Origin of the sequence: Limnoglobus roseus, from assembly GCF_008254045.1 — a bacterium.
Lineage (GTDB): Bacteria > Planctomycetota > Planctomycetia > Gemmatales > Gemmataceae > Limnoglobus > Limnoglobus roseus.
The window spans coordinates 4,305,941-4,328,939 of sequence record NZ_CP042425.1 but is presented as its reverse complement, the minus strand read 5'-3'; the positions used below and the strand labels follow the sequence as shown (position 1 = coordinate 4,328,939).

Annotated in this window: 26 protein-coding genes and 1 pseudogene; 18 read left to right on the top strand and 9 right to left on the bottom strand. The window is 67.1% G+C overall.

The window, feature by feature from the left end:
- Positions 1 to 41: 41 nt before the first annotated feature.
- From PX52LOC_RS18040 to PX52LOC_RS18020, 6 genes and pseudogenes are all read left to right on the top strand, one after another.
- The gene (locus tag PX52LOC_RS18040; protein WP_149111409.1) at positions 42 to 458 is read left to right on the top strand and encodes a hypothetical protein; all 417 of its coding nucleotides are present in this window, start codon (positions 42 to 44) and stop codon (positions 456 to 458) included.
- Between the two features lie 65 nt (positions 459 to 523).
- The gene (locus tag PX52LOC_RS18035; RefSeq protein ID WP_149111408.1) at positions 524 to 724 is read left to right on the top strand and encodes a hypothetical protein; all 201 of its coding nucleotides are present in this window, start codon (positions 524 to 526) and stop codon (positions 722 to 724) included.
- A 52-nt stretch (positions 725 to 776) separates the two neighbouring features.
- Positions 777 to 2,492, top strand: a pseudogene (locus tag PX52LOC_RS18030) (HAD-IC family P-type ATPase); the annotation flags it as partial.
- Between the two features lie 187 nt (positions 2,493 to 2,679).
- Positions 2,680 to 3,264 carry a cation transporting ATPase C-terminal domain-containing protein gene (locus tag PX52LOC_RS43945; RefSeq protein WP_390637549.1) on the top strand — a complete coding sequence of 195 codons (585 nt, stop codon included), beginning with the start codon at positions 2,680 to 2,682 and terminating at the stop codon, positions 3,262 to 3,264.
- A 116-nt stretch (positions 3,265 to 3,380) separates the two neighbouring features.
- Positions 3,381 to 3,977: a sulfurtransferase gene (locus PX52LOC_RS42610; protein ID WP_149111407.1), complete on the top strand. Its 597-nt coding sequence runs from the start codon at positions 3,381 to 3,383 to the stop codon at positions 3,975 to 3,977.
- Entirely contained in the window at positions 3,878 to 4,252 is a 375-nt protein-coding gene (locus PX52LOC_RS18020) for a sulfurtransferase (RefSeq protein WP_149111406.1), read from the top strand. The genes PX52LOC_RS42610 and PX52LOC_RS18020 overlap by 100 nt, the downstream gene beginning before the upstream one ends.
- A 1,021-nt stretch (positions 4,253 to 5,273) precedes the next feature.
- Here PX52LOC_RS18020 and tnpB read toward each other — a convergent pair.
- From tnpB to PX52LOC_RS18010, 3 genes are all read right to left on the bottom strand, one after another.
- The gene (tnpB, locus tag PX52LOC_RS18015) at positions 5,274 to 5,816 is read right to left on the bottom strand and encodes an IS66 family insertion sequence element accessory protein TnpB (RefSeq protein WP_149111405.1); all 543 of its coding nucleotides are present in this window, start codon (positions 5,814 to 5,816) and stop codon (positions 5,274 to 5,276) included.
- Positions 5,810 to 6,070 carry an IS66 family insertion sequence element accessory protein TnpA gene (tnpA, locus tag PX52LOC_RS43940; protein ID WP_390637548.1) on the bottom strand — a complete coding sequence of 87 codons (261 nt, stop codon included), beginning with the start codon at positions 6,068 to 6,070 and terminating at the stop codon, positions 5,810 to 5,812. The genes tnpB and tnpA overlap by 7 nt, the downstream gene beginning before the upstream one ends.
- 107 nt (positions 6,071 to 6,177) lie before the next feature.
- Positions 6,178 to 6,747: a site-specific integrase gene (locus PX52LOC_RS18010; RefSeq protein WP_218575393.1), complete on the bottom strand. Its 570-nt coding sequence runs from the start codon at positions 6,745 to 6,747 to the stop codon at positions 6,178 to 6,180.
- Between the two features lie 163 nt (positions 6,748 to 6,910).
- On the opposite strand from PX52LOC_RS18010, the gene PX52LOC_RS18005 reads away from it, so the two are divergent.
- Genes PX52LOC_RS18005 through PX52LOC_RS17995 form a run of 3 tightly spaced genes read left to right on the top strand, consistent with a single transcriptional unit; the run spans position 6,911 to position 10,071 of the window.
- Positions 6,911 to 7,906 (top strand): AAA family ATPase, encoded by a 996-nt coding sequence (locus PX52LOC_RS18005; RefSeq protein ID WP_149111404.1) that lies wholly within the window; start codon positions 6,911 to 6,913, stop codon positions 7,904 to 7,906.
- A 32-nt stretch (positions 7,907 to 7,938) separates the two neighbouring features.
- Positions 7,939 to 8,790: a DUF6744 family protein gene (locus tag PX52LOC_RS18000; protein WP_149111403.1), complete on the top strand. Its 852-nt coding sequence runs from the start codon at positions 7,939 to 7,941 to the stop codon at positions 8,788 to 8,790.
- A 42-nt stretch (positions 8,791 to 8,832) separates the two neighbouring features.
- On the top strand, positions 8,833 to 10,071 hold the full coding sequence (locus PX52LOC_RS17995; RefSeq protein ID WP_149111402.1) for a vWA domain-containing protein: 1,239 nt from the start codon (positions 8,833 to 8,835) through the stop codon (positions 10,069 to 10,071).
- Positions 10,072 to 10,208: 137 nt separating this feature from the next.
- Here PX52LOC_RS17995 and PX52LOC_RS40660 read toward each other — a convergent pair whose 3' ends face one another.
- Entirely contained in the window at positions 10,209 to 10,364 is a 156-nt protein-coding gene (locus tag PX52LOC_RS40660) for a hypothetical protein (RefSeq protein ID WP_168219072.1), read from the bottom strand.
- Positions 10,365 to 10,366: 2 nt separating this feature from the next.
- Entirely contained in the window at positions 10,367 to 10,657 is a 291-nt protein-coding gene (locus PX52LOC_RS17990; RefSeq protein ID WP_149111401.1) for a hypothetical protein, read from the bottom strand.
- Positions 10,658 to 10,703: 46 nt separating this feature from the next.
- Here PX52LOC_RS17990 and PX52LOC_RS17985 point away from each other — a divergent pair, with 46 nt between their 5' ends.
- The 4 genes from PX52LOC_RS17985 (at position 10,704) to PX52LOC_RS17970 (ending at position 14,661) form a co-directional block, all read left to right on the top strand.
- On the top strand, positions 10,704 to 11,690 hold the full coding sequence (locus PX52LOC_RS17985) for a hypothetical protein (RefSeq protein ID WP_149111400.1): 987 nt from the start codon (positions 10,704 to 10,706) through the stop codon (positions 11,688 to 11,690).
- Positions 11,691 to 11,701: 11 nt separating this feature from the next.
- Positions 11,702 to 12,205, top strand: a complete 504-nt coding sequence (locus PX52LOC_RS17980) for a hypothetical protein (protein WP_149111399.1) — start codon at positions 11,702 to 11,704, stop codon at positions 12,203 to 12,205.
- A gap of 117 nt (positions 12,206 to 12,322) precedes the next feature.
- Positions 12,323 to 12,937 carry a hypothetical protein gene (locus PX52LOC_RS17975; RefSeq protein ID WP_149111398.1) on the top strand — a complete coding sequence of 205 codons (615 nt, stop codon included), beginning with the start codon at positions 12,323 to 12,325 and terminating at the stop codon, positions 12,935 to 12,937.
- A 458-nt stretch (positions 12,938 to 13,395) separates the two neighbouring features.
- A complete protein-coding gene (locus PX52LOC_RS17970; RefSeq protein WP_168219071.1) occupies positions 13,396 to 14,661 on the top strand; it encodes an IS110 family RNA-guided transposase in 1,266 nt (421 codons plus the stop codon).
- A gap of 543 nt (positions 14,662 to 15,204) precedes the next feature.
- Here the strand turns inward: PX52LOC_RS17970 and PX52LOC_RS17965 are convergent.
- Entirely contained in the window at positions 15,205 to 15,465 is a 261-nt protein-coding gene (locus PX52LOC_RS17965; protein ID WP_149111396.1) for a helix-turn-helix domain-containing protein, read from the bottom strand.
- Positions 15,466 to 15,809: 344 nt separating this feature from the next.
- On the opposite strand from PX52LOC_RS17965, the gene PX52LOC_RS17960 reads away from it, so the two are divergent.
- The 3 genes from PX52LOC_RS17960 (at position 15,810) to PX52LOC_RS17950 (ending at position 17,579) form a co-directional block, all read left to right on the top strand.
- Positions 15,810 to 16,202: a hypothetical protein gene (locus PX52LOC_RS17960; RefSeq protein WP_149111395.1), complete on the top strand. Its 393-nt coding sequence runs from the start codon at positions 15,810 to 15,812 to the stop codon at positions 16,200 to 16,202.
- Between the two features lie 550 nt (positions 16,203 to 16,752).
- Positions 16,753 to 16,968, top strand: coding sequence for a ribbon-helix-helix protein, CopG family (locus PX52LOC_RS17955; protein WP_149111394.1), 216 nt, complete (start codon positions 16,753 to 16,755; stop codon positions 16,966 to 16,968).
- On the top strand, positions 16,965 to 17,579 hold the full coding sequence (locus tag PX52LOC_RS17950) for a hypothetical protein (RefSeq protein ID WP_149111393.1): 615 nt from the start codon (positions 16,965 to 16,967) through the stop codon (positions 17,577 to 17,579). Before PX52LOC_RS17955 ends, PX52LOC_RS17950 begins: the two co-directional genes overlap by 4 nt.
- Here PX52LOC_RS17950 and PX52LOC_RS17945 read toward each other — a convergent pair.
- The 3 genes from PX52LOC_RS17945 to lysC all read right to left on the bottom strand — a co-directional run bounded on the left by PX52LOC_RS17945 (position 17,486) and on the right by lysC (position 19,759).
- A protein-coding gene (locus PX52LOC_RS17945; RefSeq protein WP_390637529.1) for an IS3 family transposase occupies positions 17,486 to 18,617 on the bottom strand; the annotation gives its coding sequence in 2 pieces (ribosomal slippage) (positions 17,486 to 18,334 and positions 18,336 to 18,617; 1,131 coding nt in all). The two genes, PX52LOC_RS17950 and PX52LOC_RS17945, sit on opposite strands and share 94 nt — an antisense overlap.
- A 735-nt stretch (positions 18,618 to 19,352) precedes the next feature.
- Complete coding sequence (locus tag PX52LOC_RS40655; RefSeq protein WP_168219070.1) at positions 19,353 to 19,523, bottom strand: hypothetical protein; 171 nt, start codon at positions 19,521 to 19,523, stop codon at positions 19,353 to 19,355.
- Positions 19,520 to 19,759 (bottom strand): Rz1-like lysis system protein LysC, encoded by a 240-nt coding sequence (gene lysC, locus PX52LOC_RS17940; RefSeq protein ID WP_149111392.1) that lies wholly within the window; start codon positions 19,757 to 19,759, stop codon positions 19,520 to 19,522. Before lysC ends, PX52LOC_RS40655 begins: the two co-directional genes overlap by 4 nt.
- Positions 19,760 to 19,916: 157 nt before the next feature.
- Between lysC and PX52LOC_RS17935 the strand changes: the two genes are divergently transcribed.
- Together PX52LOC_RS17935 and PX52LOC_RS17930 are read left to right on the top strand one after the other, a co-directional pair.
- Positions 19,917 to 20,156, top strand: a complete 240-nt coding sequence (locus PX52LOC_RS17935; protein WP_149111391.1) for a hypothetical protein — start codon at positions 19,917 to 19,919, stop codon at positions 20,154 to 20,156.
- Positions 20,157 to 20,459: 303 nt separating this feature from the next.
- The gene (locus tag PX52LOC_RS17930) at positions 20,460 to 22,955 is read left to right on the top strand and encodes a protein kinase domain-containing protein (protein WP_261368403.1); all 2,496 of its coding nucleotides are present in this window, start codon (positions 20,460 to 20,462) and stop codon (positions 22,953 to 22,955) included.
- The last annotated feature ends 44 nt before the right edge of the window (positions 22,956 to 22,999 follow it).

Sequence of the window (22,999 nt, the reverse complement as noted above, 5' to 3'; positions counted from 1 at the left end):
CGATGTTCGACACACCCAAACGACGCTTGCCTGGACATCGCATGAACGAAGACCTCATCCTCCGATCCGCCACAGTGAAAGACATCCAGTTGGAGTTGCTCCGCCGCACGCGGTTCAACGCTCTGGACGGTAAGCGGGTGGTTGCGAGCCTCTTCCGCCACCGCCACCTGTGGCGTGCCGTCGTGCTCGACCGGCCCGGCGTTCCGAACTACGCGGAGCCGGCGCACCTGTTGACCGGCGGCCTCATCAAGTTGCGGGACCTACCGGACGACATCTGGAACGCCGACACGCTGTTCATCTCGGCGCCGTCGTTGCAGGACGCCGAGGCCTTGGCGAAGGTCATCGACACAGAGGATTGGGGCGGCGAGGTGCAAGTCTTCCGCGATCAAGCGGCCGTCGACAGCGCCCTGGGCACGGGCCGGCTGCCTTACGGCCTGTTGTCCGTGTGGTGGGACTGACGGCCCGCGCGGCACGGGATTTGATTCGGGGTTCGGATGCAACCCTCTAAATTCGGAGAACTGTCATGACGGAACCCGACCGAGCGGCCCGCTCTCCGTACCGTCTGTTCGCGCTGTTCAGTCTTTTCAGCCTGATGAGCCTCTTCGCGTTCAGCGGCGAACCGTACAGTTGGACCTACCTGACGTTCCTCACATTCCTGCTGTACCTGCTGTATCTGCGTCCGATCCATCCGCACCCGACCACCCCGCCCCAGCGAGCGGCCTAGGAGGCGACACGACCGTCGTTCCCGCCACTTCCTTCAATCCGTCAGGCCAGCCATGTGTCACGATTCCGTCCCGCCGACGAGCCGAGTGGACGCCCCCGCGACGGGCCTGACGTCCGCCGAGGCCCGCGACCGGTTGGCCCGCCACGGCCCGAACCAGCCGGCACCGGACCACGGCCCGACGCCGGTCCTCGAACTGTTGGCCCTGTTCACCAACCCGCTGTCGGTCATCCTACTGGCGGCCGCCGGCGTGACAGTGTGGGTCGGCGACTCGACCGGGGCGGCCGTGATCGTCGTCATCGTCGTGGCGGGGGCGGCCATCAACTTCTTCCAGACGTACCGTTCGGCCCGGGCCGTCCGCCGGCTCCGCGAGGGCGTCGCCGTCACGGCCACAATCCTCCGCGACGGTCAGTGGCAGGAACTGCCGCGGGCCGATGTCGTGCCCGGCGACGTGGTCCGCCTGTCGGCCGGCGACCTCGTCCCGGCCGACGGCCGGTTACTGGCCGCACGGGACCTGCACGTGCAGCAGGCGGTGCTGACCGGCGAGTCGCTGCCGGTCGAGAAGATGGTGGGCGACCCGGCCTCCGCCGCCGCGATTCGGCCCTACGCCGCCGACGCCGTGTTCTACGGCACGTCGGTCGTCGGCGGCACGGGGACGGCGGTGGTCGTCGCCACGGGCCCGGCTACGGCCTTCGGCGAGATCGCGGCCCGGCTGGCCGGCCGGCCCCCGGAAACCGAGTTCGACCGGGGCACCCGCCGGTTCGGCCTGTTCATCACCCAGACCGTCATAGGCCTCGTCTTCTTCGTCCTTCTGACGAACCTGCTCCTCCATCGCGACCCGCTCGAGTCGCTGCTGTTCGCCGTCGCCCTCGCGGTCGGCATGACGCCGGAGTTCCTGCCGATGATCACGGCCGTCACACTGGCGGCCGGGGCCCGGCGGATGGCCCGGCAGAAGGTCGTCGTCAAGCACCTCGCGGCCATGCAGAACCTGGGCAGCATGGACGTGCTGTGCAGCGACAAGACCGGCACCCTGACGCGGGGCGAGATGACGCTGACCGTGGTCGTGGACCCGGCCGGCACTCCGGCCGAGCGGCCGTTCGAACTGGCGTACGTGAACAGCGCGAACGAGACCGGCATCCGCAGCCCGCTCGACGCGGCCATCCTGGCCCGCCGAGCGGTGGACACGATCGCGTTTCGCAAGGTGGATGAGATCCCGTTCGACTTCGAGCGGCGGCGGCTGTCGGTCGCCGTCGACGGGCCTGCCGGGCGGCAACTCATTACAAAGGGTTCGCCGGAGGGCGTCCTGGCGTGCTGCATCCACGCCGAAATCGACGACCGGGTGGTGGTACTCGACGCCGCCGTCCACGACCAAGTAAAGTGCGTGTGCGACACCCTGGGCGGGCAGGGCTACCGCTTGCTCGCGGTGGCCGTGAAGACATCCGCCCAACCGGCTTTCCGGGTCGCGGACGAGGCCGGCCTAACGCTAGTCGGCCTTCTCGGGTTCGTCGATCCGCCGCGGACCGACGCGGCCGAGGTGCTCCGCGCGCTACAAGCCGACGGCGTCGCCGTGAAGGTGTTGTCCGGCGACAGCGACTTGGTCGCCCGGCACGTGTGCGAGCAGGTCGGCCTGACAGGGCGGTTGGTCTTGGGCGACGAGATCGACCGCCTGGACGCCACCGCCCTGGGGGCCGTGGCCGAGGAGGCAGTCATCTTCGCCCGGCTCAACCCGGGCCAAAAGACGCGGGTGCTGGCGGCCCTGAAGGCCCGCGGGCACGTGGTCGGGTTCCTCGGCGACGGCGTCAACGACGCCCCGTCGCTGCGGGCAGCCGACGTGGGCGTTACCGTCTCGACGGCCGCCGACGTGGCTAAGGACGCGGCCGAAGTGGTCCTGCTCGAACCCGGCCTGGGGGGTGCTGCACGTCGGCATTCGGGAGGGCCGGCAGGCCTTCGGGAACGTGATGAAGTTCCTGTTCATGGAGACCAGTTCCAACTTCGGGAACATGCTCAGCATGGCCGCCGCGGCCGCCTTCCTCCCGTTCCTGCCGATGCTGCCGAAGCAACTGCTACTGAACAGCTTCCTGTACGACGCTGCCCAACTGCCCATTCCGACCGACCGGGTGGACCCGGCGTTCGTCCGCAAGCCGCGGCGGTGGGACGTGCGGCTGATCCGCCGGTTCATGCTCGTGGTCGGGCCGGTCAGCTCGCTGTTCGACCTGCTCACTTTTGTTGTGCTCCTCCATCTCTTCCACGCGGACGCTGCCCTGTTCCGCACCGGCTGGTTCGTGGAATCGCTGGCCACCCAGGTGCTCGTGCTGTTCGTCATCCGCACGTCGGCCCGTCCTTGGGAAAGCCGGCCGAGTCGCGGGTTGACCGCCGCGACCGTGGCGGTGGCCGGGCTCGCGTTCGCCCTCCCGTACACGGCCGTGTCCGAGCCGCTCGGATTCGTCCCCCTCCCGCCCGCGTACCTGCTGTTCGTGGCGAGTGCCACGGCGGCGTACCTGGCGGCGGTCGAATGGGCCAAGCGGATCGTCTTCGAGAGGTGATGCTGACCGGCGACGTGATCTACCAGTCGAGGGTCTAAGTACCGACCACCTTGCGGGCGGTGTTCGATATTGTTACCGTCCGACCGTCGGCGGTACCTTCGCACCGGGGGAATGGTATGGTAACGGCCTCAAAGCTGGGCCTGGTCGGAGGGGCGGTCCTGCTGTTAGCGGCCGCCGCCCAGGCCGGCGACGACTATCCGCACGCAGAACTGCTGGTCGAACCGGCGGTGCTAGCGTCCGCCATGGGGGCGGAAAAGTACGTCGTCCTGGACGGGCGGGAGAAGGTCAAGTACACGGCTGTTCACGTCCCCGCGGCCCGGTGGATGAACCACGCGGCGTGGGCGAAGGCATTCGGCGACGGGGACGACGCGGCCGGGTGGTCGAAGCGGATCGCCGCCCTCGGCGTCGGGACCGGCACTCCGGTCGTGGTGTACGACGACAACCACGCGAAGGACGCCGCCCGCGTCTGGTGGATCCTCCGGTACTGGGGCGTCCGTGACGTGCGGCTCTTGAACGGCGGTTGGGTGGGCTGGCAGGGGGGGCGTTCCCGACTTCGACCGTCGAGCCGGCCGTCGCCGCCACGACGTTTCTCGCCGCGGCCGCCCCGAACCGCATGGCCTCCAAGGACGGCTTGCTCGCCGCCTTGGTTGCGGGAACCGTACAAATCGTGGACGCCCGGTCGGCGGCGGAACGCTGCGGTTTTGACGGGATGAAGAACAAGCGGACCGGGGCAATGCCGGGGGCCAAGCCGCTCGAATGGAGCGACCTGATCGAGCAGGATTCGCACCGCTTCAAGCCGCCGGCCGTTCTCAGGAAGCTGTTCGACGCGGCTGGCGTCCGCCTCGACCGGCCGACGGTTACCCACTGCCGGTCGGGCGGACGGGCCTCGGTCATGGCCTACGGGCTGGAACTGATGGGGGCGAAGGACGTGAAGAACTACTACAAGAGCTGGTCCGAAGGGGGAACGTCGACGACACGCCAGTCGTGAAGCCGCCGGCGAAGAAGTGAATCCGCGAACTGGATTGGACAAGCGGGGTGACCCTGGACAGGTCAAGCCCGATTCGGGTACGGCCGGCACCTGCACGCCGCCAACAAGTGGACGAACGGCAAGCGTCGGCCCGAACGCCAGGAACTGTACTTCACTGGACGGGCCGACCGGCGGTCTGCTGAGGTTCGCAGCGAGAAACGACCCCCACCTCCGTTCGCCCCGCCGGCCGTGCGGTACAGGAGAACCGACGCTGCGGTTTCGCGGAATACCTGCTCGGCGACGCTCCCCAGGATCAGCCGCCGCAGGCCGCAGGCCGCCGCGGCCTTGCGTCGTCATGGCCTCGAGGGTGCCGTCCCGGTTCGAAGCCGCGAGAATGGTCCCGGGCCGCTCGACGCGGACGTTCACGTCGAGTCTTTGCTTCCCGATCCGAGAAGCAACCTGCTCCAGGTAGGCCTCAGTTTCCGCCCCCTCAGGATCGTGTGGGGTGCCGGAACGCGAACCTCGGGCACGTGCCCGTTGCGAATCGCGTCCACCATCATTTGGAGGTCGAACACGCCGCCCTGTAACAGGTACCACGGCACGAACAGGACGACCCCGCCGTTGCGGACGGCCTCAATGTCGCCACGCTACCCCTCGTTCAGGTCCGGGTCCATCGGCACCGGCCAGTCCCACGTCGCGAGCGTCTCCAGACCCCAGTCCAGGTAGAAGTCGCGGAACGCGGCCACCAGTTCCGGCGGTCGGTCGGCGTCCGGCGACGGGTCAGCCGCCGGCCACCGCAGGAATTATGGGAAGCGGCCGGCCGGCGGGAGGTGACTCCCCCACGTCGCGCGGAGACGACGGAGGCCCTGTCGGAAGGTAGGGTTGAAGACCAGCCACACCAGGTACGCGTCTTGCTTCTTGCGGACTGGCCCCCGTTCCGCTCGTAGGCCGCCACGTACTCGTTCAAGCCCTGCGGATCGATCCGGACGTGTCTGCCATCGTTATCCATCGAGCGTGCGGCGGGCACCTGTCTCCTCGGCGGTCAGGGCTGACACCTGCCCCGTTGTGCGGAGGCCGGAACTTCACCGAGAGTCTCTCCCGCGGAAAGGTAGAAGCATGCGGCCGTCGCCAAATCCCGCTCGAACTGCTCGTCCTCCGCCGAGAAGAAGCCCGGCACGTTCCCCGCGATCGCGTCCACGAGCTCGATGTCGAGTGCGTACAGCGGATCCTCGGTCAGCGAACGGTGCCCCGCGTACCGCATCCGCCGCTTCGCGTTCAGGGCGACGCCGCCGAGGATGAGCGCGAGGTTGGTCGCCGTGATGGCGACGCCGGTCGCCGTGCCGATCACCTTGGGGAACTCGAACGCCCCCTTGGCCAGCCGCTTCTGCCAGAGGGCGAACCCGTCGCCGTCCGAGTACAGGATCTTGAGGCGGTCGCCCGCCTTGTTGCGGAAGACGAACCAGAACCCGGACAGCGGATCGCCATGGAGGTGCTCGCGGACGCGGGCGGCGAGCGTTTCGAACGACTTCCGCATATCGGTCGGCTCCAGGCCGAGGAAGATCGTCGCGGCGGAGAGGTTCAGCACGGCGTCCCTCCCGCAAGAGTGGCGAGGGCCTGGAAGAGCTCGCGGAGCGTGGCGGGACTCGCGCCGGGCACGGTCACGACGTGGCCCGACTGACAGAGGACCTCAATGGAGGGGGCCGGGTCCGCCGTCGCCGCCACGACCGTCACCGGCACGAACGCCGGCGGGGCGGCGGCCCGCCGCCGGAGTTCGCGGTGCCAGTGGTGGAACGTCGTCTCGGTCAGTTGGCGTTGCTCGCAGAACGCGTGGACTGCCAGGCGGCGATGGCGTCGCGCCAGAATTGTTCACGGGCCGGGTCGCGTTGGGTTTTCGCCATGAAGCGGGACTCCTCGAATGAAAGGAATCCCCGATGCTACCACGACCATCAAGAAGGGAGTTCGCCGAACGGACACAGTTTAACCGAGTCGATTGAGTCGAGGAGTTGCCGGGCCTGGTCGGCATCGAGCACGGGCGTTTTCCCTCGCTTCACCATGTGCTTCGGCCCTCGAACGGAGGAGGCAGGGTTCATTGCGAGCACCTGGCCGACGACGAGCCAGTCGAAAAGCATTCGGACAGTCGCGAGATGCTGCTTAACTGTTGGCGGAGAGCCCGGGTGTCGCTCGATGTGCGCCGCGACATGGATCGGCTCGATCTCGATGAGGTCAAGCCGGTATTCGCTGCACCACTCGAAGAACGCCCCAACGGCCCAGGCGTAGGCCATCCGGGTGTTCTCATTTCGGATTGTCGCGGTGAAGAATTCCAGGAACCGCTTGCGCGCTTGTTCGCCCGCTCGCTCGATCGCGGCCGGGACGGTCCCAGGCGGATACCACTCGACAACGTCGCGGTCTGCCGCCTGAACTGAGACCCCCTTCGCGCCATTCGCTGCACCATAAAGGACCTTATGGTGCAGCCTGTGAAATCTCGCAAGCGGGTTTACGAGTCGTTTGACGGACATATTCTCACCCGACATTCCCCGACGGCGGACCCACTCGCTCTTAATTTCGACCCCGTTTGTGTCACCACTTTCTGAGCGGGGGCGTTACCCCTCGGCGACGGCCCGCTCGCCCCCCGCCCCGACCTTCCGCCGGGGCGGCTCCATTTTCCGACGCGAGGTGACCATGCGACCGCGTGACGTTTCGAAGGCCCTGTCCGCCCTGATCCCGACCCGCCGGCCCGTCTACCTGTGGGGGCCGCCCGGCGGCGGCAAGTCGAGCGTCGTCAAACAAGCCGCCGACGCCCTGGCGTTGGAGCTCGTCGACGTCCGGGCCACCCTCCTCGATCCCGTCGACCTCCGGGGCCTGCCCACGGTCACCGAGGGCCGGGCCGAGTGGTGCCCGCCGGCGTTCCTCCCCCGCACCGGCGACGGCGTCCTGTTCCTCGACGAGCTCGCCCAGGCCCCGCCCCTGGTCCAGGCCGCGTGCCTGCAACTCGTCCTCGACCGGAAGGTCGGCGAGTACGAGCTCCCGCCCGGGTGGGCCGTCGTCGCCGCGAGCAACCGCCAGGACGACCGGGCGGGCACCCACCGCCTCATCACCCCCTTGCTCAACCGGTTCGTCCACCTCGACCTGGACGTGGACCCGGGGGACTGGCAGGCGTGGGCCGTCGCGAGCGGCGTTGCCCCGGAAGTCCGGGCGTTCCTCCAGTACCGGCCGGCGTTGCTCGCCCCGTTCGACCCGGTGGCGAGCCCGCGGGCGTTCCCGACGCCCCGGAGCTGGCAGTTCGTGTCCGACGTCCTGGCGGGGACGCCGGCCGACCTGCTCCACCGGGTCGTCGCCGGGTGCGTCGGCGATGGGCCGGCGGCCGAGTTCGTCGGGTTCCTCCAGCTGTACCGCGAGCTCCCCGACCTCGACGCCCTCGGCCGGCAGCCCGAGGCCACGCCGGTGCCCCGCGAGCCGGCGGTGCTGTACGCCCTCGTCGGGGCGATCGCCGAGAAGTGCCGGGCCGACGCGGCCCCGGTGCACGGCTTGGTGCAGTACGCCATGCGGCTGCCCGACGAGTTCGCCCTCCTCGCCCTCCGTGACGTCCTCGCCGTAAAGCCGGCGCTCGCCTCGCTGTCCGTCGTCCAGCAGTGGATCGCCCGGGCCCGGACGAAGGGCCTGTTCCTCGCCGCCTAACTCTTCCCCTTCACTCCCCAACCGAGATTGCCATGATCGAATCCTGCCTCGACACCGGCGGGGCCGTCGCCTTCTGGACGGCCGCCGCGTTCACCGACCGCGACCGCCTCCGCACCGGCCTGCTCCCCCTCAGCCTCGACGCGTTCGTCCCCGACCCGCGGCCGCCGGCCAGCGTCCTCAAGGACGCCCTGGAAGAAGCCCTCGGCGGGTCGCGGGTGCTCATCCGCCCGCTCGCCGACCGGGACGGGTTCACCGTCGTCAAGGAGGAGCGGGGCAAGCACGCGAACGCGTACGCCACGGCGTTGGTCGCCCGCGTCCGCGACGCCGCCCTGGCGACCGTCGAGTACGACCCGTTCGACGACCGGGCGGCGGCCGTCAACGCCGCCTTCCGCCGGCACGCCGGCCGCATCCCCGCCGCCCAACTGTCCGCGTGCCTGGTCAAGGTCGTGGAGTCCCTCGGCGGCACGCGGCTGCGGCCGACGGGGGCCGTGTACTGGGTGCCCGGGCCCAAGCTCGACGCGTGGGCGGCGGTGGCCAGAGCGGTGGAGGCTGCGTCGGACGGGCGGCCGAGTGCCGTGTACCTGATCCGCCACCGCCTCGACGCCGACGCCGTCCGGGCCGTCCGGGACGCCGTCGTCGGCGAGGTGCAGGCCGCCACCGCCCGGATCGCGGACGACGTCGCCGCCGGCGACCTCGGCCCGCGGGCGCTGGAGACGCGGCGGCAGCAGGCCCACGACCTCCGGGACAAGGTGCTGCTCTACGAAGACCTGCTGTCCGTCGGCCTGGCCGAGTTGCACCGGGCGGTCGACGCCGCCGACCAGGCCGCCGCCACCGCCACCCTCTTGCTGGCCGCCCAGCCGGCGGCGGCGGCCGTCGGCGTGTAACCCGATCCCCTTGCCCCCACCGTCACCCCGAAAGGAGACATCATGAGTCCGACCGCCGACCCGTTCGCCGCCCTCGAGGCGGAAGCCGCCAAGCAGGCCGCCGCGGAGGACGCGGCGAAGCGCCTGGCGGTCGCGCGGGCGACGCTGATCCTCGGCCGGGACGCGAAGAGTGCGTTCTTCGCCACCCTGGCCTTGCGCCTGAGGCTCGACGTCGATTGGGCGTGCGGGACGATGGCCACGGACGGCCGCGCCCTCGCGTACGACCCGCGGTTCGTGACCGGCCTCGGCCCGGCCGAACTCGTCGGCGTGCTCGCCCACGAGGTGCTGCACAACGCCCTCCTCCACCCGTTCCGCCGGGGGAGCCGCGACCCGGCCCGGTGGAACGAGGCGTGCGACCTGGCCGTCAACCCCCTGCTGCTCGCCGCCGGGTTCGTCCTGCCCCCGTCCCGGCTGCTGCCGGATGAGGGCCGGTACGCCGGGTTCCCGCCGGCGAAGTCGGCCGACGAGTACTACGCCCTCCTGGCCGAGCCGCCCGCGAACGGCGGCCCGGACGGGGAAGGAGGTGGCAGCACCGGAAACGGTCACGGCCCCGACCCCGGCGGGTGCGGGGGCGTGACGGAACCGGCGGCCGGGTCGCCCGCGGCGTGCGAGCAGGTGGCGGCGGCGTGGCAGGTCGCCGTCGTCCAGGCCGAGCACGTCGCCAAGGGCCGGGGCGAGTTGCCGGCCGGGCTGGCCCGGACGGTCGAAGCGGTTCGCCGCCCGCCGGTCGACTGGACGGAGCAATTGCGGGCGTTCGTGTCGGCCGCGGCCCGGAACGACTACGCGTGGTCGAAGCCGAACCGGCGGTTCCTGTGGCAGGGGGTGTACCTGCCCGGCCTGGCGTCCGAGGAACTCGGCGACGTGGTGATCACCGTCGACACGTCCGGGTCGGTCGGGCCGACGGAACTGGCCGTGTTCGCCGGGGCCGTCGGGGACATCCTGTCGGCGTTCGACTGTGCGGCCACCGTGCTGTACCACGACACCGACATCCAGGGCGTGCAGACCTGGCGGTCGGGCGACGGGCCGCTGGTTCTCGACCCGGTCGGCGGCGGCGGCACGTCCCACGCGTGCGTGTTCGACTGGCTCGACCGGGCCGACGCCCGCCCGGCGTGCGTCGTCTGCCTGACCGACCTGGAGACCCGCTTCCCCGACCGGCCGCCGGCCGTCCCCGTCCTGTGGGCCGTCGTCGGCGGCGCCGACACGCCCCCGCCGTTCGGCACGACCGTCCGCGTGACCGCGTGACCCGATGCCGACCCTTCCGTCGACCCGGCCGGGTCCGTTCCCCTTCCTCACCCCTGCCCCCTGGAGGCGATCCTGGCCGAGGCCGCCGGCACGGTCACGCTCGACGTGTACCGGCTCACCGTCACGACCCCCGCGACCTACCGGCCGCCGACGACGCCAATGCCCGACGCACCCTGGACCGCCGCGTCTTCCCGGCGGCGGTCCAGGCCACCGTCGCCGAATTCGTCCGCTGGTTTTCCCACGCCCGCCGCCGTCCCGGTGACGGTGGCCGGCTCACTCACGGAGGTGAACATGCTCACGATCCCCCCGCCCGTTCCTGCGGGCGTTCCGCGGCCTCGCCCGCACGTGCGTCGCCGGCCGCCCCCGCGGACCGGCCCCGCCCGTCGCCGTGCACCCCGATTGCCATGCCGCCGTCTTGGTTCTGCACGCCGACGAGGTCGTGCTGACGGGTCGCGTACCCGGCCCGGCCGATCCGTTCGATCCGTTCGTGCTGTCCGGCGAGATCCGGGACGCGGTCGACGGCCCCGGCGGACGGCCCCGGCGACGACCCGGTCGAGATCGCCGTTGCGGGGCGGACGGCGATCACGACCGCGAAGCACGTCCGACCAATCGAACCGACGACGTTGTCGCCGGTGCCGGCCGCGTTCGCGGCGGCCCTGCACGAAGCGGGGCGGACGACGTCCCGCGAGTCGAACCGGTTCGCCCTGTCCCACGTGCAGGTGCGGGGCGACACCGGCGACGTGGTCGCGTCCGACGGCGTCACCGCGTACTGGCGGACCGGCTTCCCGCTGCCGTTCCCCGACACCGTCCTCGTCCCGGCGGTGCCCCTGTTCGGGGCGGCCGCGTGGGCGAAGGCGGCGACGGTGGGCGTCGGCCGGGCCAAGGACCACCTCGTCGTGCGGGCCGGGCCGTGGACCGCGTTCTTGACGATCGACGCCCTCGGGCGGTTCCCGGACGTGGCCGCGGTGGTGCCGCGGGCGCTGACACCGACGACCCTCGACCTCGACCCGCGCGACGCGATCCTGCTCGCCGAGGGCCTGCCCGCCTTGCCCGGCTCCCGCGACGACAAGCGGCCGGTGACCCTCGACCTGGCCCCCGGCCGGTTGGCCGTGGTTCGCGGTCGGGATGACGCCTCCGGCGACACCGCCGAGTTGGTGCTGCCGCAGTCGAACGTCACGAACGGCCCGAGCCGGGTGGCCGTGAACCGGGCGTTCCTGCTCCGGGCCGTCGCCCTCGGCTGCTCGACGATCCGCGTGGTCGGCGAGGGCCAGCCGGTCGTGGCGTGCGGCGACGGCCTGACGTGGATGGCCGCCAACCTCCCCCCCGACGCGATCGTGGCCGCCGCCGCCCCGGTCGTTGCCGTTGGTCCCCCGAACCCTCACCCCCGACCCGCTTCGGAGAATCGATCCCCCATGACACTCCCCGCCCCCAACGGCCCCGCCCGCGACCCGGCCGACCCCGGTGACGCCCTCGCCGAGGCCGAGGCCCTGCGGTCGCTGTTGTTCGAGGCCACCCAGGCGGCATCCCGCCTGGTGGCGATGTTGAAGGCGAGGAAGAAGGAGCAGAGGGCCCTGGCGTCCGTCGACTCCAGCCTGAAGTCCCTGAACCTCGGCCCGTGAAAGGAGCCGCCGTGGCCCACCCCCTGATCCCGCACGTCCGCGACCGCCTCGCGCGGCTGACCGACGCCCTCGTCCAGTTGAAGGCCCGCGTCCGCGAGGCCGTCGCCACCGAGATGGGCCGGATCGTCGCCGAGTGCGTCAACGACGTCCTCGCCGCCGCCGTCCGCGGCCACCCCGCCGCCCCGCGACCACCTCAACACCGGGCGTCCCCGCGGGCGACCACCCGCTGGGACGACGACGTCGACCCGTCCTCCGAGGAGGTCGACGAAGATGACCCCGAGGCCGTTGAGCGGTCGGCCTTACCGACCACCGCCGTCCCCGGGCGGTGGCCGGCGGCCGTGTCCGCCGGCCTCCTCGCCGCCCGGTGGCTGCTCCGCCGGCGGTGCCCCGGGTGGCCGTCCCTGGGCGTCGGCCTGGCCGCCGGCCTCGCCGCCCTGACCGGCCACCCGGCCGTCGTCGCCGCCCTCGGGGCGGTGGCCGCCGCGACCGACCTCATTCCCGCCCCGACCGACTGACCCCGCAACCGCCGCCCGGTTCCCGGGCCCAGCCCCGGGACGCCCGTCCGCGGGTCCGGCCCACCCGACGGCGATCCCCGACCCGTTTCCCCCGACCCTCATCTTTGGAGACCGACCATGAGCGTAACGACCGCGTGCCCCAACGGCCGCCCCCGCAAGCAACTGTCCGACCAACTCGACCGCCTCGACGGGATCCTCGACGTCCTCGCCGACGCCCTCCCCGAGGCCGTTCGCGACGCCGTCCGGGACGGCACGGCGGACGCCCTCCGCCACCTCGTCACCACCGCCCTGTCCGACCCGTCCACACTGGCCCTGATCCGCAATGCCATGGGCCCGTCCCCGGCCGGGATCCCGTCCGTCGCGGACGCACGCCCGTCCCGGCGTGCGGCGTTCTTGACCCGCTGTCGGCGGGCCGCCTGTGCCGTGCAAGGTGCGGTGACCGGCCTCGCCGACAAGGCCGTCGCCGCCGTCCGGGCCGTTACCGGGCAGGCGAAGGCGTACGCCACGACGCTCGCCGCGAGGGCCCAGTCCGTCCGCCGGGCGTGCCACGTCGCGTGGCACCTGAAGCGGGCGGGAGCGATCGCCGCCGGCGTCGGGGCCGCCGCGGCGACCGTGGCCGCCGCGTCCCACCCGGTCGCCACCGCCCTGAGCGGCGTCGGGGTCGGCCTCACGGCATTCGCCGTCCAGGCCGGCCTGTGGTGCCGCACGGTCGCCCGCCCGTGGCGGGCCTGACCCGCCCCCGGCGACATCGACGCCGGGCGGCCCTGAAAGGGGCCGCCCGGCGATTTCTTTTACGGGTATGAACCATTCAGACGCCGCGAGCTGCGGCGAGGCACGCTCGTTACGAACCGCCGGTTGTCGTTGAGGACACCGCCGCATGAGATGTCCCACGCGGGTGTGGGGCAAGAAGCCACGCCTTCTCCCGAAGGCTTGGGGCCGTTCCTTCTTGGGGCCGGTCGATGATGGCTATGGGCCGCGAGCCCGTTTTTTTAACTGACCACCCCTACGGCTCACCCGCATGAGCCGCGAGCTCGAAGAGGTAGATGCCGCTCGGCCCAATCGCAATGGAGTCCCAGCACGACGACCGGACGGTTCGCGTGCGCATACCGCCGCCGTGCGTTCCGTGCCGCGAGGCCCCGCCCGTACGAGGGCCTCGCGGCACGGAACGCACGGGCCGAAGGGAGGTCGGGATGAGGTTCATCGGGTTGGACCTGCACAAGAAGATGCTCGTCGTGTGCGCCCTGGACGACCGGGGCCAAGTGCTGTTCCGCGAGACCGTCGAGTGCCGCCGCGAAGCCCTGGAGGCGTTCGCCCGTGTCAAACTCCAGGCGACCGACCGGCTGGCCGCTGAGGCGACCACCAACACGTGGGCGGTAGCCGACATCCTCCGGCCGTTCGTGGCCGCCGTCACCGTCGGAAACCCGCTCCAGATCAAGGCCATCGCCCAGGCCAAGGTGAAGACGGACAAGATCGACGCCGAGGTGCTGGCGCACCTGCTCCGGTGCGACTACCTGCCGACGGTCTGGACGCCGGACGCGGCCACCCAGAAGCTGCGGCAGCTCACCACCGTCCGCGGCGGGGTGATCGCCGACCGCACCCGCATCAAGAACCGCGTCCAGAGCCTGCTCGCGCAACTGCTCGTCGTCCCCCCGGTCAAGGTCGTGTTCTGCCGCAAGGGGGTGGCCTGGCTTCGGGCCGTCGCGCTGCCGGCCGAGGTGCGGTCGGCCGTGGACCTGTACCTGCGGCTGTACGACGCGGTGGACGCCGAGCTGAAGAAGATCGACGACCAGCTCATGGGGATGGCGTACGACGACGGCCGGGCCAAGCTGCTCATGACGTTGCCCGGCATCGCCCACGGCGTCGCCCTGTCGCTGCTCGCCGCCCTCGGCGACATCGGCCGGTTCCCGGACGGCGACCACGCGGCCAGTTACCTGGGGCTGACCCCGCGGCTACGGCAGTCGGCCGGCAAGCGGCACTACGGCGGCATCACCAAGGCCGGGTGCCCGCAGACCCGCGCCATGCTCGTGCAGGCCGTCCAGGCGGCGTCCGACCACCCCGGCCCGATCGGGGCGTTCTTTCGCCGGCTGCGGAAGAAGAAAAAGTACAACGTGGCGGTGATCGCCACGGCCCGCAAGCTGGTGACCATCGCGTACCTGATGCTCAAGCACAACGAGCCGTACCGATACGCCAAGCTGGATGTCGTGAAGAACAAGCTGACCGACTGCCGGCGGAAGGCCGGGTCGGCGAGCCGCTCGGAGCACGAATCGGACGGGAGCCGGCTGAACGACCTGTACCGGGAGCACGGGCTGCCGGCATGCCAGCCGCCGGCGGCGTGGTCGGCCGGCGAGCGGCGGGGCCACGCCGACCCGGCTGTGACGGCCTTCGCGGAGGAGGCCCACGGCCCGCCGGCGAAGAAGTCGCGATCGAAGCGGAGGGCATCAACCACGTCCGAGTAGCGACACGATCCTCCTCTTCCGCGAGGGTGCGGCCCGCCGGGTGGCGGGCCGCACGCGGTCGCCTTTTTTTATCACTTGGCCCGTGGCAGCAACCGACGTGACGTGGGCATCGGATGCCGGATGAAATCCCGCAATCCGGAGAGACTACGCTTGACAGGGTTCAGAGGTAGCCTGGAGCGGGCGGGGAAAGGACGATCGATCGCCGAACGGGCACGGCACGAGAACGCCCCGGTCTGTTCTCTCGCCGGACCGGCATGCGGTCTCGCCCACCGGTCCGGCGAGACGACAGACCGCCAGGATCACTCGAAGGGCGGATCACGGCGGTCTGTCGTCACGACCCCGGTCGTCCCGCCCGATCGCCGCGAACGCAACGTGCCGCGCCGAGGCGGGGAACCACTTGAGGCGCGGAGGGTCGGGCGGTCAATGGGGTCGCAACCGGCGGCCACCCGCCTCGGACCGGCCGGAAAAATCTGGTCGCCTCGCCGATCAAGAGGACCGGCCGGCTCGCCCACCGCGGGGCGGGCGTTGTCCGGGCCGTCGGCGTTACGGCCGGCCCCCGTCGGTCGCCTGGGCCAGGAATTGCGCGAACGCCCCCGCGGGATCGGCCCCGCACGCCGTCACCCACCGGATGAATTCCGTCACGTCCACCCGCCGGTTCGCCGTCTCGCAGTTGTAGACCCAACTCTGCGGCTTCCCCATCCGAATGCCCAACTCCCGCTGGGTCAGCCCCGCGGTCTCCCGCACGCCCCGGAGGAACTCCGGCAGCGGCCGGTACGCCCGGGAGTGCTGAGACTTCGTCGCCATGAGGCACGATTATCGGGCCCCGGACGCTTGACACGAGTTCAGTGTCAAACTAGAATCACACCCACCGGGGCCCTCGTGTTGAGAAACCCCGCGCCCGCCCGGCACGCCTTGGGGGCGGTCGTCAACCAATACTCGCCGCCCGTCTCGGTTTCAGAGTCCGGCCCCGAAGCCGGACTGACCACACGCGAGCCGAGCGGCCCGCGCGGTGCGTGTTCATCTCCGGATCGGGTGCCCGAGGAGGGGACGGGATCAATGAAGGCTCAGAACCACCGATCGGTTTGGGTTTTCCGGCGGACACGTGTTGAGTAAGCCCGGTCGCCCATCGACCTGACAGCGGAGGAGTGATGAACTTGGCATTCCGCGGCAGTCTGCTCGCCACCGCCCTGCTGGGGCTGGTCGGGTGTGAAAGCGCCGAGGCAAAACGGAAGGCGAAGGCCGAGGCCGAGCGCGCGGCGATTTGGGCCGCGTTGACGTACGACAAGGCCATCTCGCAACAAACGCAACGGAACGTGACCCTGGGCGAGGTGTTCCTGGGCCTGAGCGACCACAAGAAGGCCGACTACGTTCGGAACCTCAAGCGGATCCCCTTGGACGGTTGCCCCGAGGAATTCGCCCGCGCGTACCGCGAGCACATCGTCGCCTGGGACAGTCGGGACGAACGGCGGATCACGTCGACGTTTGCCGACGTGCTGGCGGTCGCCCGGGTGCACGGGGTGGAGTTCGACACCCGTCAATGAACGGCCGGGTCGCCCCCTCCGCCCTCCCCCAGTCACAATCGCCGGGGCGGAAATCTGCGCCGGACCGGCTCCCACCCAAGTTTGCCGGGGACGTAACAGATGACCTTCACGATGCCCAATCCGTCAGTACCGCCGCAGGAGTGGGCATGAACCGTGGCGGTGTGGGACAGCGATAAGAGCAGGGTGGTGATATTACCCGCAGTGGTCGAAAGCGCCGCTTTAGCAAAGCGGCTGCGGAGAGGTAATAGGACAAATCAACACGTCACAAGTCATTGACAGATATAGTCTTTCAACTAGCAATTTTTGATCGACAGCAAGTGTCCATTCGTTGGTGTAGCAGGTGGTGTAGCAACTTTCAGTTAGCCATCTTCATCGCTCGTCATGTCTAGGTCGCGAGCTTTCACCCCGTTTCTAAAGCCATAACATGCTATTTCAACAGTAACTTGCGTCAAATATTCGTGTCAATGTTCTAAATGCATGTAAATAACGGCCAATTTTTAATTATTTTTGGGCTGTTTTCCATGTATCATGTCGGTTAGGAGATTAACGAATGAGCGACGCCAAGAAGACGATGACGCTGAACCTGACGGACGCCGAGATGCGGGTCCTGGAAGAGTTGGCGAAAAGGAAAGAGCTGACAAAAACGGCTGTCCTTCGTCAAGCACTCAGGCTCTTCCAGATGGTCGATGCTCGACTCGCGGCTGGCGACAAGCTCGTCTTCGAAGATGAGAAGGCCCAGAAGAAAGCGGAGCTGCTGGTCCTATGAGCCAAGCAAAAGAGGCCGTTGCGATCATCGAACGCGCGACAGGTGCGGCCCTCAAAGCGATGCTCCATAAGGAGCTCGACGAGTCGGAACTCATCGACGTCGAGATCGCGTGGGAACCGAAGCGACTTCGCGCACTCAAAGAGTTGCGCAGGAGCGGAGCGGATCTCACCGACCTGCCGCAGCACTTTCACTGGAGCTGGGCGCGGAAGGCGTTGCAGACCTCCGGCATGCTCGCCTACCGCGCCTTCGGCATAAAGTTCAAGCGGCAGATGCAGGGGCTCATGATGGTGGAACTCGCCAGTCACGTTGCGCGGCTCGATCCCGACAAAGGCAAGCCACTCGTTTACGTTGACTACGTCGAGACTGCGCCCTGGAATGCCAGAGAGTTTACTTCTTCGCCGACGTACAACCGCGAGGCTCGGAAGCGACTCGACCGTGAACACCTGGCCCGTTCGTCAGCCGCGGGTGCAACGTATAGTGGACCCCATTTGCGAGACCAAAAACCGACGAATTTAAGCTACTCCTTCGCCGGCTCTTTTGACCGTCCGGCCCGGTACACCTCGGCCGGGGTCTTGTACCCCAGTGACTGGTGCAAGCGGGCCTCGTTGTAGAAGGTGAAGTACGCCTTCAACCCCCGCTCCAACTCGGTCACCGTCTCGTATCCCCGCAGGAACACGTCCTCGTACTTCACCGTCCGCCACAGCCGCTCGACGAACACGTTGTCCAGGCACCGCCCCCGGCCGTCCATGCTCACCCGCGCCCCGGCCGCCTCCACCCGCTCGACCCACGCCCCGGCCGTGAACTGCACCCCTTGATCGGTGTTGAACACCTCCGGGGTGCCGGCCGCCAACGCCTCGTCCAGCATGTCCCGGCAGAACGCCCCGTCGAGCGTGTTCGACAACCGCCAGGCCACCACGTACCGGCTGTACCAGTCGATGGTGGCGGCCAAGTACATGAACCCGCCGGGCAGCGGCAGGTATGTAATGTCGGCACTCCACACCTGCCCGACGCGGTCGATCGGCACGCCGCGGAGGAGGTACGGGTACACCGGGTGGCCCCGCCCGGCCGACAGCTTCGGCTTCGGGTGGATGGCTTCCAGGCCCATGACCCGGAGCAACCGCTGGACCCGCTTGCGGTTCGCCGGGTGGCCGTTGCGGGCCAGCCACCGGGCGATCCGCCGGCTGCCGTAGAACGGGCAGGCCGTGTACTGCTCGTCGATCCGCCGCATGAGGGCCAGGTTGTCGGCCGACTCCTCGGCCGGCCCCCGGTAGTACGTGGCCCGGCCGAGCCCGACCAGTTGGCACTGCCGACGGACGCTCAGGTCGGCGTGCCCGGGGTCGATCAGCGGCCGCAGGTCGTCAACCGAACGTCGCAGCTTTTTTTTTCACCCAGTCGAGCTCGACCTTGAGCCGGCCGATCTGCTCGTACAGCGCGGGTGTCTGGTCGTCGCCGGGGGCGACCGCCTTCGCTCCGGCGGCGAACACGGCCTCGGCCCCGGCCAGGAGTTGCTTCTTCCACCCGTGGATGAGGGTCGGGTGGACGCCGAAGTGGGCGGCCAACTCGTTGACCGTCTTGTCGCCCTTCACCGCGGCCAGAGCGACCTGGGCTTTGAACGCCGCCGTGTGGGTCTTCCGCTTCGCCGTCATCAGGACCACCTCCGAGGGCCGCCAGAGTAGCTTACCTGGCGGTCTCAGTTTCGGGGTCCACTATACCTTGCACTCGTCGGAGCGGGTGTTGTGGTCAAGGCAGACACGTCGGAAGCGAATGGCCGCAAGAAACATCAGGGGGCGGGCGGGCCGCGCCGGGCGAGACGTGGAATGCGGTTCACAAGGCGCTCGTCAACGGCGGGCGGGGCCTTCACGGCGGTTGTACGCTGCCCCAGTTCCTTGAAGCGCATCGCGGCGTCCGCAACCACATGTCGGCCATGCTCCTGACGGCCGAACTGATCCCCGGGTGGGCCGACGTGCAACGGGCTGAAACCGGGAAGTGGCCCCGGCGTGAATGCGGAGTCGTGGTCGCGGCCCCGACCGAAACGTGGTACTTGGTCGATTCGGCCATGGTGGCGGGAACGCGAGGGCTTCCGGGCAGCGATTCGGTGGCGAAGCTGCTGGCGCGGAAGCGCGGGGTGAGGTACGCCCGCAACCTGCCGGGTTTGTCGGCGGGAGAATCCGTGCGTGGGCCGAGGAGCACAAGCGGCGGACCGGGCGGTGGCCGGCGGTGAAGTCCGGGGCGGTTGCGGCGGCGCCGGGGGAATCGTGGGCGGGAATCGACCAAGCGCTTACGCTCGGGCGGCGTGGCTTGCCGGGCGGTTCGTCGTTGTTCAAACTCCTCCGCGGAGTCGGCGACCGTTGAAAGGGTTCCCGATTCGCCGTTCGCGCGGCCGACTATTGTCTCGGTGCCGCGGTCGGGAACGTCGGGCAGAGTGCGTCCTTGCCTGCGGGGCACGACACGCAGGAGCACAGGGCGAAAAGGAGTACGACCAGAAAGCCGACGGCGAATCCGCCGAGCAGTCCGTTGACCTGTTTGCCGATTCGGCTCTGCCGGTACGGGGTCACTGGTTCACCTCCCGGCTCCACTTCGCGAGCGCGGCGTGCTTGGCCTCGCAGCGGTGATATGCGAAAGTCGTGGCGAGGGCGTAGTCGTATACGGCCTGCAGGGAATCGCCTTTCAGGTCTGGCAACCGCTCACACCGCGCGACGAGGTCAGCGGGCGGCAGGATTGCCAGCGATGGCTTGGCGGAGGGCTGACACCCGGCCAGAAGTAAGGCGGCAATCAGGAAGCGGCGTTTCATTGTCGTTGCTCCGGTTGGTGGTGTTCTGCATGGCGTTGATCGTGGCGAGGTAGCCGTCGAAGACCTCGGACGCTGTGCGGCCATCGCCAAGGATCGATGGGTAACTGCACTGACGATCAGGGGGCGGAACGGGTGGACCTCGTTCCTCTACCGCGGCATGGACACGCAGGCCGAGTATATGCCGTCCACGTCGTTCAAGCTGCGGTTCGTCGGTGAAAGCGATACGAAAGAAGTAACCGTGACCGGGCGAAATCTCGAACGCATTTACGTCCACTGCCTGCAGGGGCGAATGGAGTGGCTTCAGGCTGCCGATCGCGACTACGCTGAGAATGGTGAGATGATTATCATCGCGATTGAGGTGAAAAATCATCTCGTCGTAGGGGCGGTAGAGTACTGAACTGAAGAGCATTGCGGTGGCTAGACTTGGCCCGTAAACTACTTCGCACATCCCCCCACTGCCGACTGCGGAGTAACCGCGCCGGTAGCCTTCGGCTTAGACCCGAGGTTTGCCATCGCCATACGCCTGAGATGTCCTGCCCCAAGTTGCGGCGCAATTTGCACAGCCAATGACACCGTCGCGGGGCGATCTGTCAAGTGTCCGAAGTGTGGGGTTGCTTTCGTCGCTACCGCAACCTTCAACGGTATAACTGAAAATACGGCCAAGGTCCAACCCATATCAACGCAAGATCCATTTCCTGTCTTGCCCGCAAAATTCGGCAGGTATCGGATTCAGAAACTGCTGGGACGCGGAGGAATGGGAGCGGTTTACCTCGCAATCGATTCAACGCTTGAGAGAGAGGTCGCGCTCAAATTACCGTTTTTCGATGCATCGGATTCTCAAAAGACCGAACGCTTCGTCCGCGAAGCAAAGTCGGTGGCTGCTCTCGACCATCCGAACATCTGCACTATTTTCGATACCGGCGTGCTTGATGGGCGACCATTCATTTCGATGAAGCTTATTCAAGGTACACCGCTTGACAGTGAGATTGCGCATGAGAAGTTGATGCCGCCGGCTCGGGCTGCCGAGATCGTGCGAGCTATGGCTTTAGGTCTCGATCACGCTCACCGTAAGGGGATCGTCCATCGCGACCTGAAACCTGGGAATGTGATGCTGCTGCCGAATGATGTACCGGTAATCATGGACTTCGGGCTTGCAAAGCGTGTAACAGAAGTAAACCCAAATGAGGCAAAATTGACCAAAGAGGGAGGCATCCTTGGCACGCCAAGCTATATGTCTCCCGAGCAGGTCCGAGGCGATCTGGCCTCCATTGGTCCCGCTACCGATATATATGCGATCGGCGTGATTTTGTTTGAGATGCTCACGGGCAAGACGCCGTACAGCGGCACGCTCATCGGTGTACTCAGCCAAATTCTTACGGCACCGGTTCCTATCGTTAGTGAATTTCAGTCCGAGGCTGATAAGGCTCTTTCAACTATTGCAGAAACCGCGATGGCGAAAGATCCCGCAGCGAGATTCTCCTCGATGAAAACGATTGTAGAAGCGATCGATGGATATCTGAAGCAGTCCCAAATCGGCGTTTCTGACATCGATGTCGTCATTGTCGAAAAAAACTTCCCCGTGATGCAGGATCCGTTCGATCAATTCAGCGAATCACCAAAGCCGGAACCAAAGAGCCGCTCCACGCCCCATCGGAATTCTCGAAAAAGCAATAAATCCATTGAAAAGGACCGCATACGGTCCAGATGGTGGCTTATTGCTGCGATAACTGGCTGTCTGCTTATTGGGAGTTTGCTTGTCGGTACACTAATGCGTTCAGGCTCGCCAAGCGGGACGTTAGTGATTGAGATCGACGAGCCGGCAGTGGAGGCCAAAGTTAAGAATGGCATACTGGTACTCACCGGCGGAGACGGCAAGGAAAAATACCGGTTCGTACCGGAAGAGCGACGTAAGAAAATTGATACGGGAAACTACAAGATCAGATTCGAGGGATCAGAGGAACTGAAGCTCTCAAAATCTGAGTTCACGATTAACAAAAACGAAACAATTCGAGTGACAGTAGAATCTGGGCCCGCGAAATCAGAAATCGACCTGGTCCAAGGCGTCACTGCCGCGAAAACTCCTGATCAACGAGTTTCTCCTAAGCAAGAGATGGCGGCAGTTCCTTCCGCTCCTAAACAAGAAGCTGCGGCGGTAGCTCCTGCGCCAAAACAGGAAGGGCAAGTCACTCCTGCACAGGCAGCAATCCGAAACACGCACCTGGTGAAAATTGATTCATCCCTTCCTACTGCAGGTGGGCAAATACGTCAGTTCGCATTTGATGCCGAGCCGAACACTTTCTTCGCGTCCAACCGAAATGCAACAAAGGAAGACTATGTCATTTTGACCTTTGGCGAGTCGGTCAAACTTGCATCGGTTAACGTTCTCACTGGCCGTCCAAACGGTATGGATTCTCTAGACGCCGGTTTGCTAGAAGTTTCTTCAGATGGCAGTAAATTTGAACAGGCGGGAGTCTTTGATGGAGGGGTAGCGAAAATTATCGGCATGAGCCGATCGACAATTGCAATTCGCATTCGCCCATCAGAAGATATGAAACACCCACTCGTCATCCGAGAAATCGCGATTGATTCGAACCCCCAGGTTCGCACCTTTCGCTATCCGGTTGAGTTTTCTCTGGATGTCACAGCTGCACCAGGAATGCGCGAGTGGGGCGAGCAGGCAATCAAAATTTGCGAGACACAATACCCGATGATCTGCTCTGAGTTAGCCAGCAAAGAATTCAAGCCGGCAACGCAAATTCGTTTCGTATTGAAGAATGATCCAAACGGCTTGGCCTCATCGGAAGGGGGGATCATTACCGGATCATTTCAATATTTCAGAGCGCACCCGAACGATTTTGGCGTCGTTGTCCACGAAGCTGTCCACTGCGTTCAGAACTATAGAAACAAAAAATTGCATGGTTGGCTTGTGGAAGGGATCGCCGACTACATTCGTTTCTGGAAGTATGAATCGCAGAACGCAGTCGACCTCTCTCCAGAGAAAGCCAGGTACGACGCAGGCTATAAGACAACTGCCTCGTTCCTGGCTTATGTTGCCAAGAATTATAACCCTACGCTAGTTATGGATTTGAATACGCATTTGCGTATGAATACGTACAGCCCTGACGTGTGGAAGAGGCTTACTGGAAAATCTGTCGAAGAACTGAACCAAAACTGGCGACGGTCTCTTGTTCCTTAAGTTCATTTGGTAACGAACTGCGATGTCGATCAGGCTGGCGTTCA

Excerpts from the sequence above, each read along its gene's own strand:
- PX52LOC_RS18040 (WP_149111409.1), top strand. The coding sequence starts at position 42 with ATGAACGAAGACCTCATCCTCCGATCCGCCACAGTGAAAGACATCCAG.
- PX52LOC_RS18035 (WP_149111408.1), top strand. The coding sequence starts at position 524 with ATGACGGAACCCGACCGAGCGGCCCGCTCTCCGTACCGTCTGTTCGCG.
- PX52LOC_RS43945 (WP_390637549.1), top strand. The coding sequence starts at position 2,680 with ATGAAGTTCCTGTTCATGGAGACCAGTTCCAACTTCGGGAACATGCTC.
- PX52LOC_RS42610 (WP_149111407.1), top strand. The coding sequence starts at position 3,381 with ATGGTAACGGCCTCAAAGCTGGGCCTGGTCGGAGGGGCGGTCCTGCTG.
- PX52LOC_RS18020 (WP_149111406.1), top strand. The coding sequence starts at position 3,878 with ATGGCCTCCAAGGACGGCTTGCTCGCCGCCTTGGTTGCGGGAACCGTA.
- PX52LOC_RS18010 (WP_218575393.1), bottom strand. The coding sequence starts at position 6,747 with ATGTCCGTCAAACGACTCGTAAACCCGCTTGCGAGATTTCACAGGCTG.
- PX52LOC_RS18005 (WP_149111404.1), top strand. The coding sequence starts at position 6,911 with ATGCGACCGCGTGACGTTTCGAAGGCCCTGTCCGCCCTGATCCCGACC.
- PX52LOC_RS18000 (WP_149111403.1), top strand. The coding sequence starts at position 7,939 with ATGATCGAATCCTGCCTCGACACCGGCGGGGCCGTCGCCTTCTGGACG.
- PX52LOC_RS17995 (WP_149111402.1), top strand. The coding sequence starts at position 8,833 with ATGAGTCCGACCGCCGACCCGTTCGCCGCCCTCGAGGCGGAAGCCGCC.
- PX52LOC_RS40660 (WP_168219072.1), bottom strand. The coding sequence starts at position 10,364 with ATGTTCACCTCCGTGAGTGAGCCGGCCACCGTCACCGGGACGGCGGCG.
- PX52LOC_RS17975 (WP_149111398.1), top strand. The coding sequence starts at position 12,323 with ATGAGCGTAACGACCGCGTGCCCCAACGGCCGCCCCCGCAAGCAACTG.
- PX52LOC_RS17970 (WP_168219071.1), top strand. The coding sequence starts at position 13,396 with ATGAGGTTCATCGGGTTGGACCTGCACAAGAAGATGCTCGTCGTGTGC.
- PX52LOC_RS17965 (WP_149111396.1), bottom strand. The coding sequence starts at position 15,465 with ATGGCGACGAAGTCTCAGCACTCCCGGGCGTACCGGCCGCTGCCGGAG.
- PX52LOC_RS17960 (WP_149111395.1), top strand. The coding sequence starts at position 15,810 with ATGAACTTGGCATTCCGCGGCAGTCTGCTCGCCACCGCCCTGCTGGGG.
- PX52LOC_RS17955 (WP_149111394.1), top strand. The coding sequence starts at position 16,753 with ATGAGCGACGCCAAGAAGACGATGACGCTGAACCTGACGGACGCCGAG.
- PX52LOC_RS17950 (WP_149111393.1), top strand. The coding sequence starts at position 16,965 with ATGAGCCAAGCAAAAGAGGCCGTTGCGATCATCGAACGCGCGACAGGT.
- lysC (WP_149111392.1), bottom strand. The coding sequence starts at position 19,759 with ATGAAACGCCGCTTCCTGATTGCCGCCTTACTTCTGGCCGGGTGTCAG.
- PX52LOC_RS17935 (WP_149111391.1), top strand. The coding sequence starts at position 19,917 with ATGGACACGCAGGCCGAGTATATGCCGTCCACGTCGTTCAAGCTGCGG.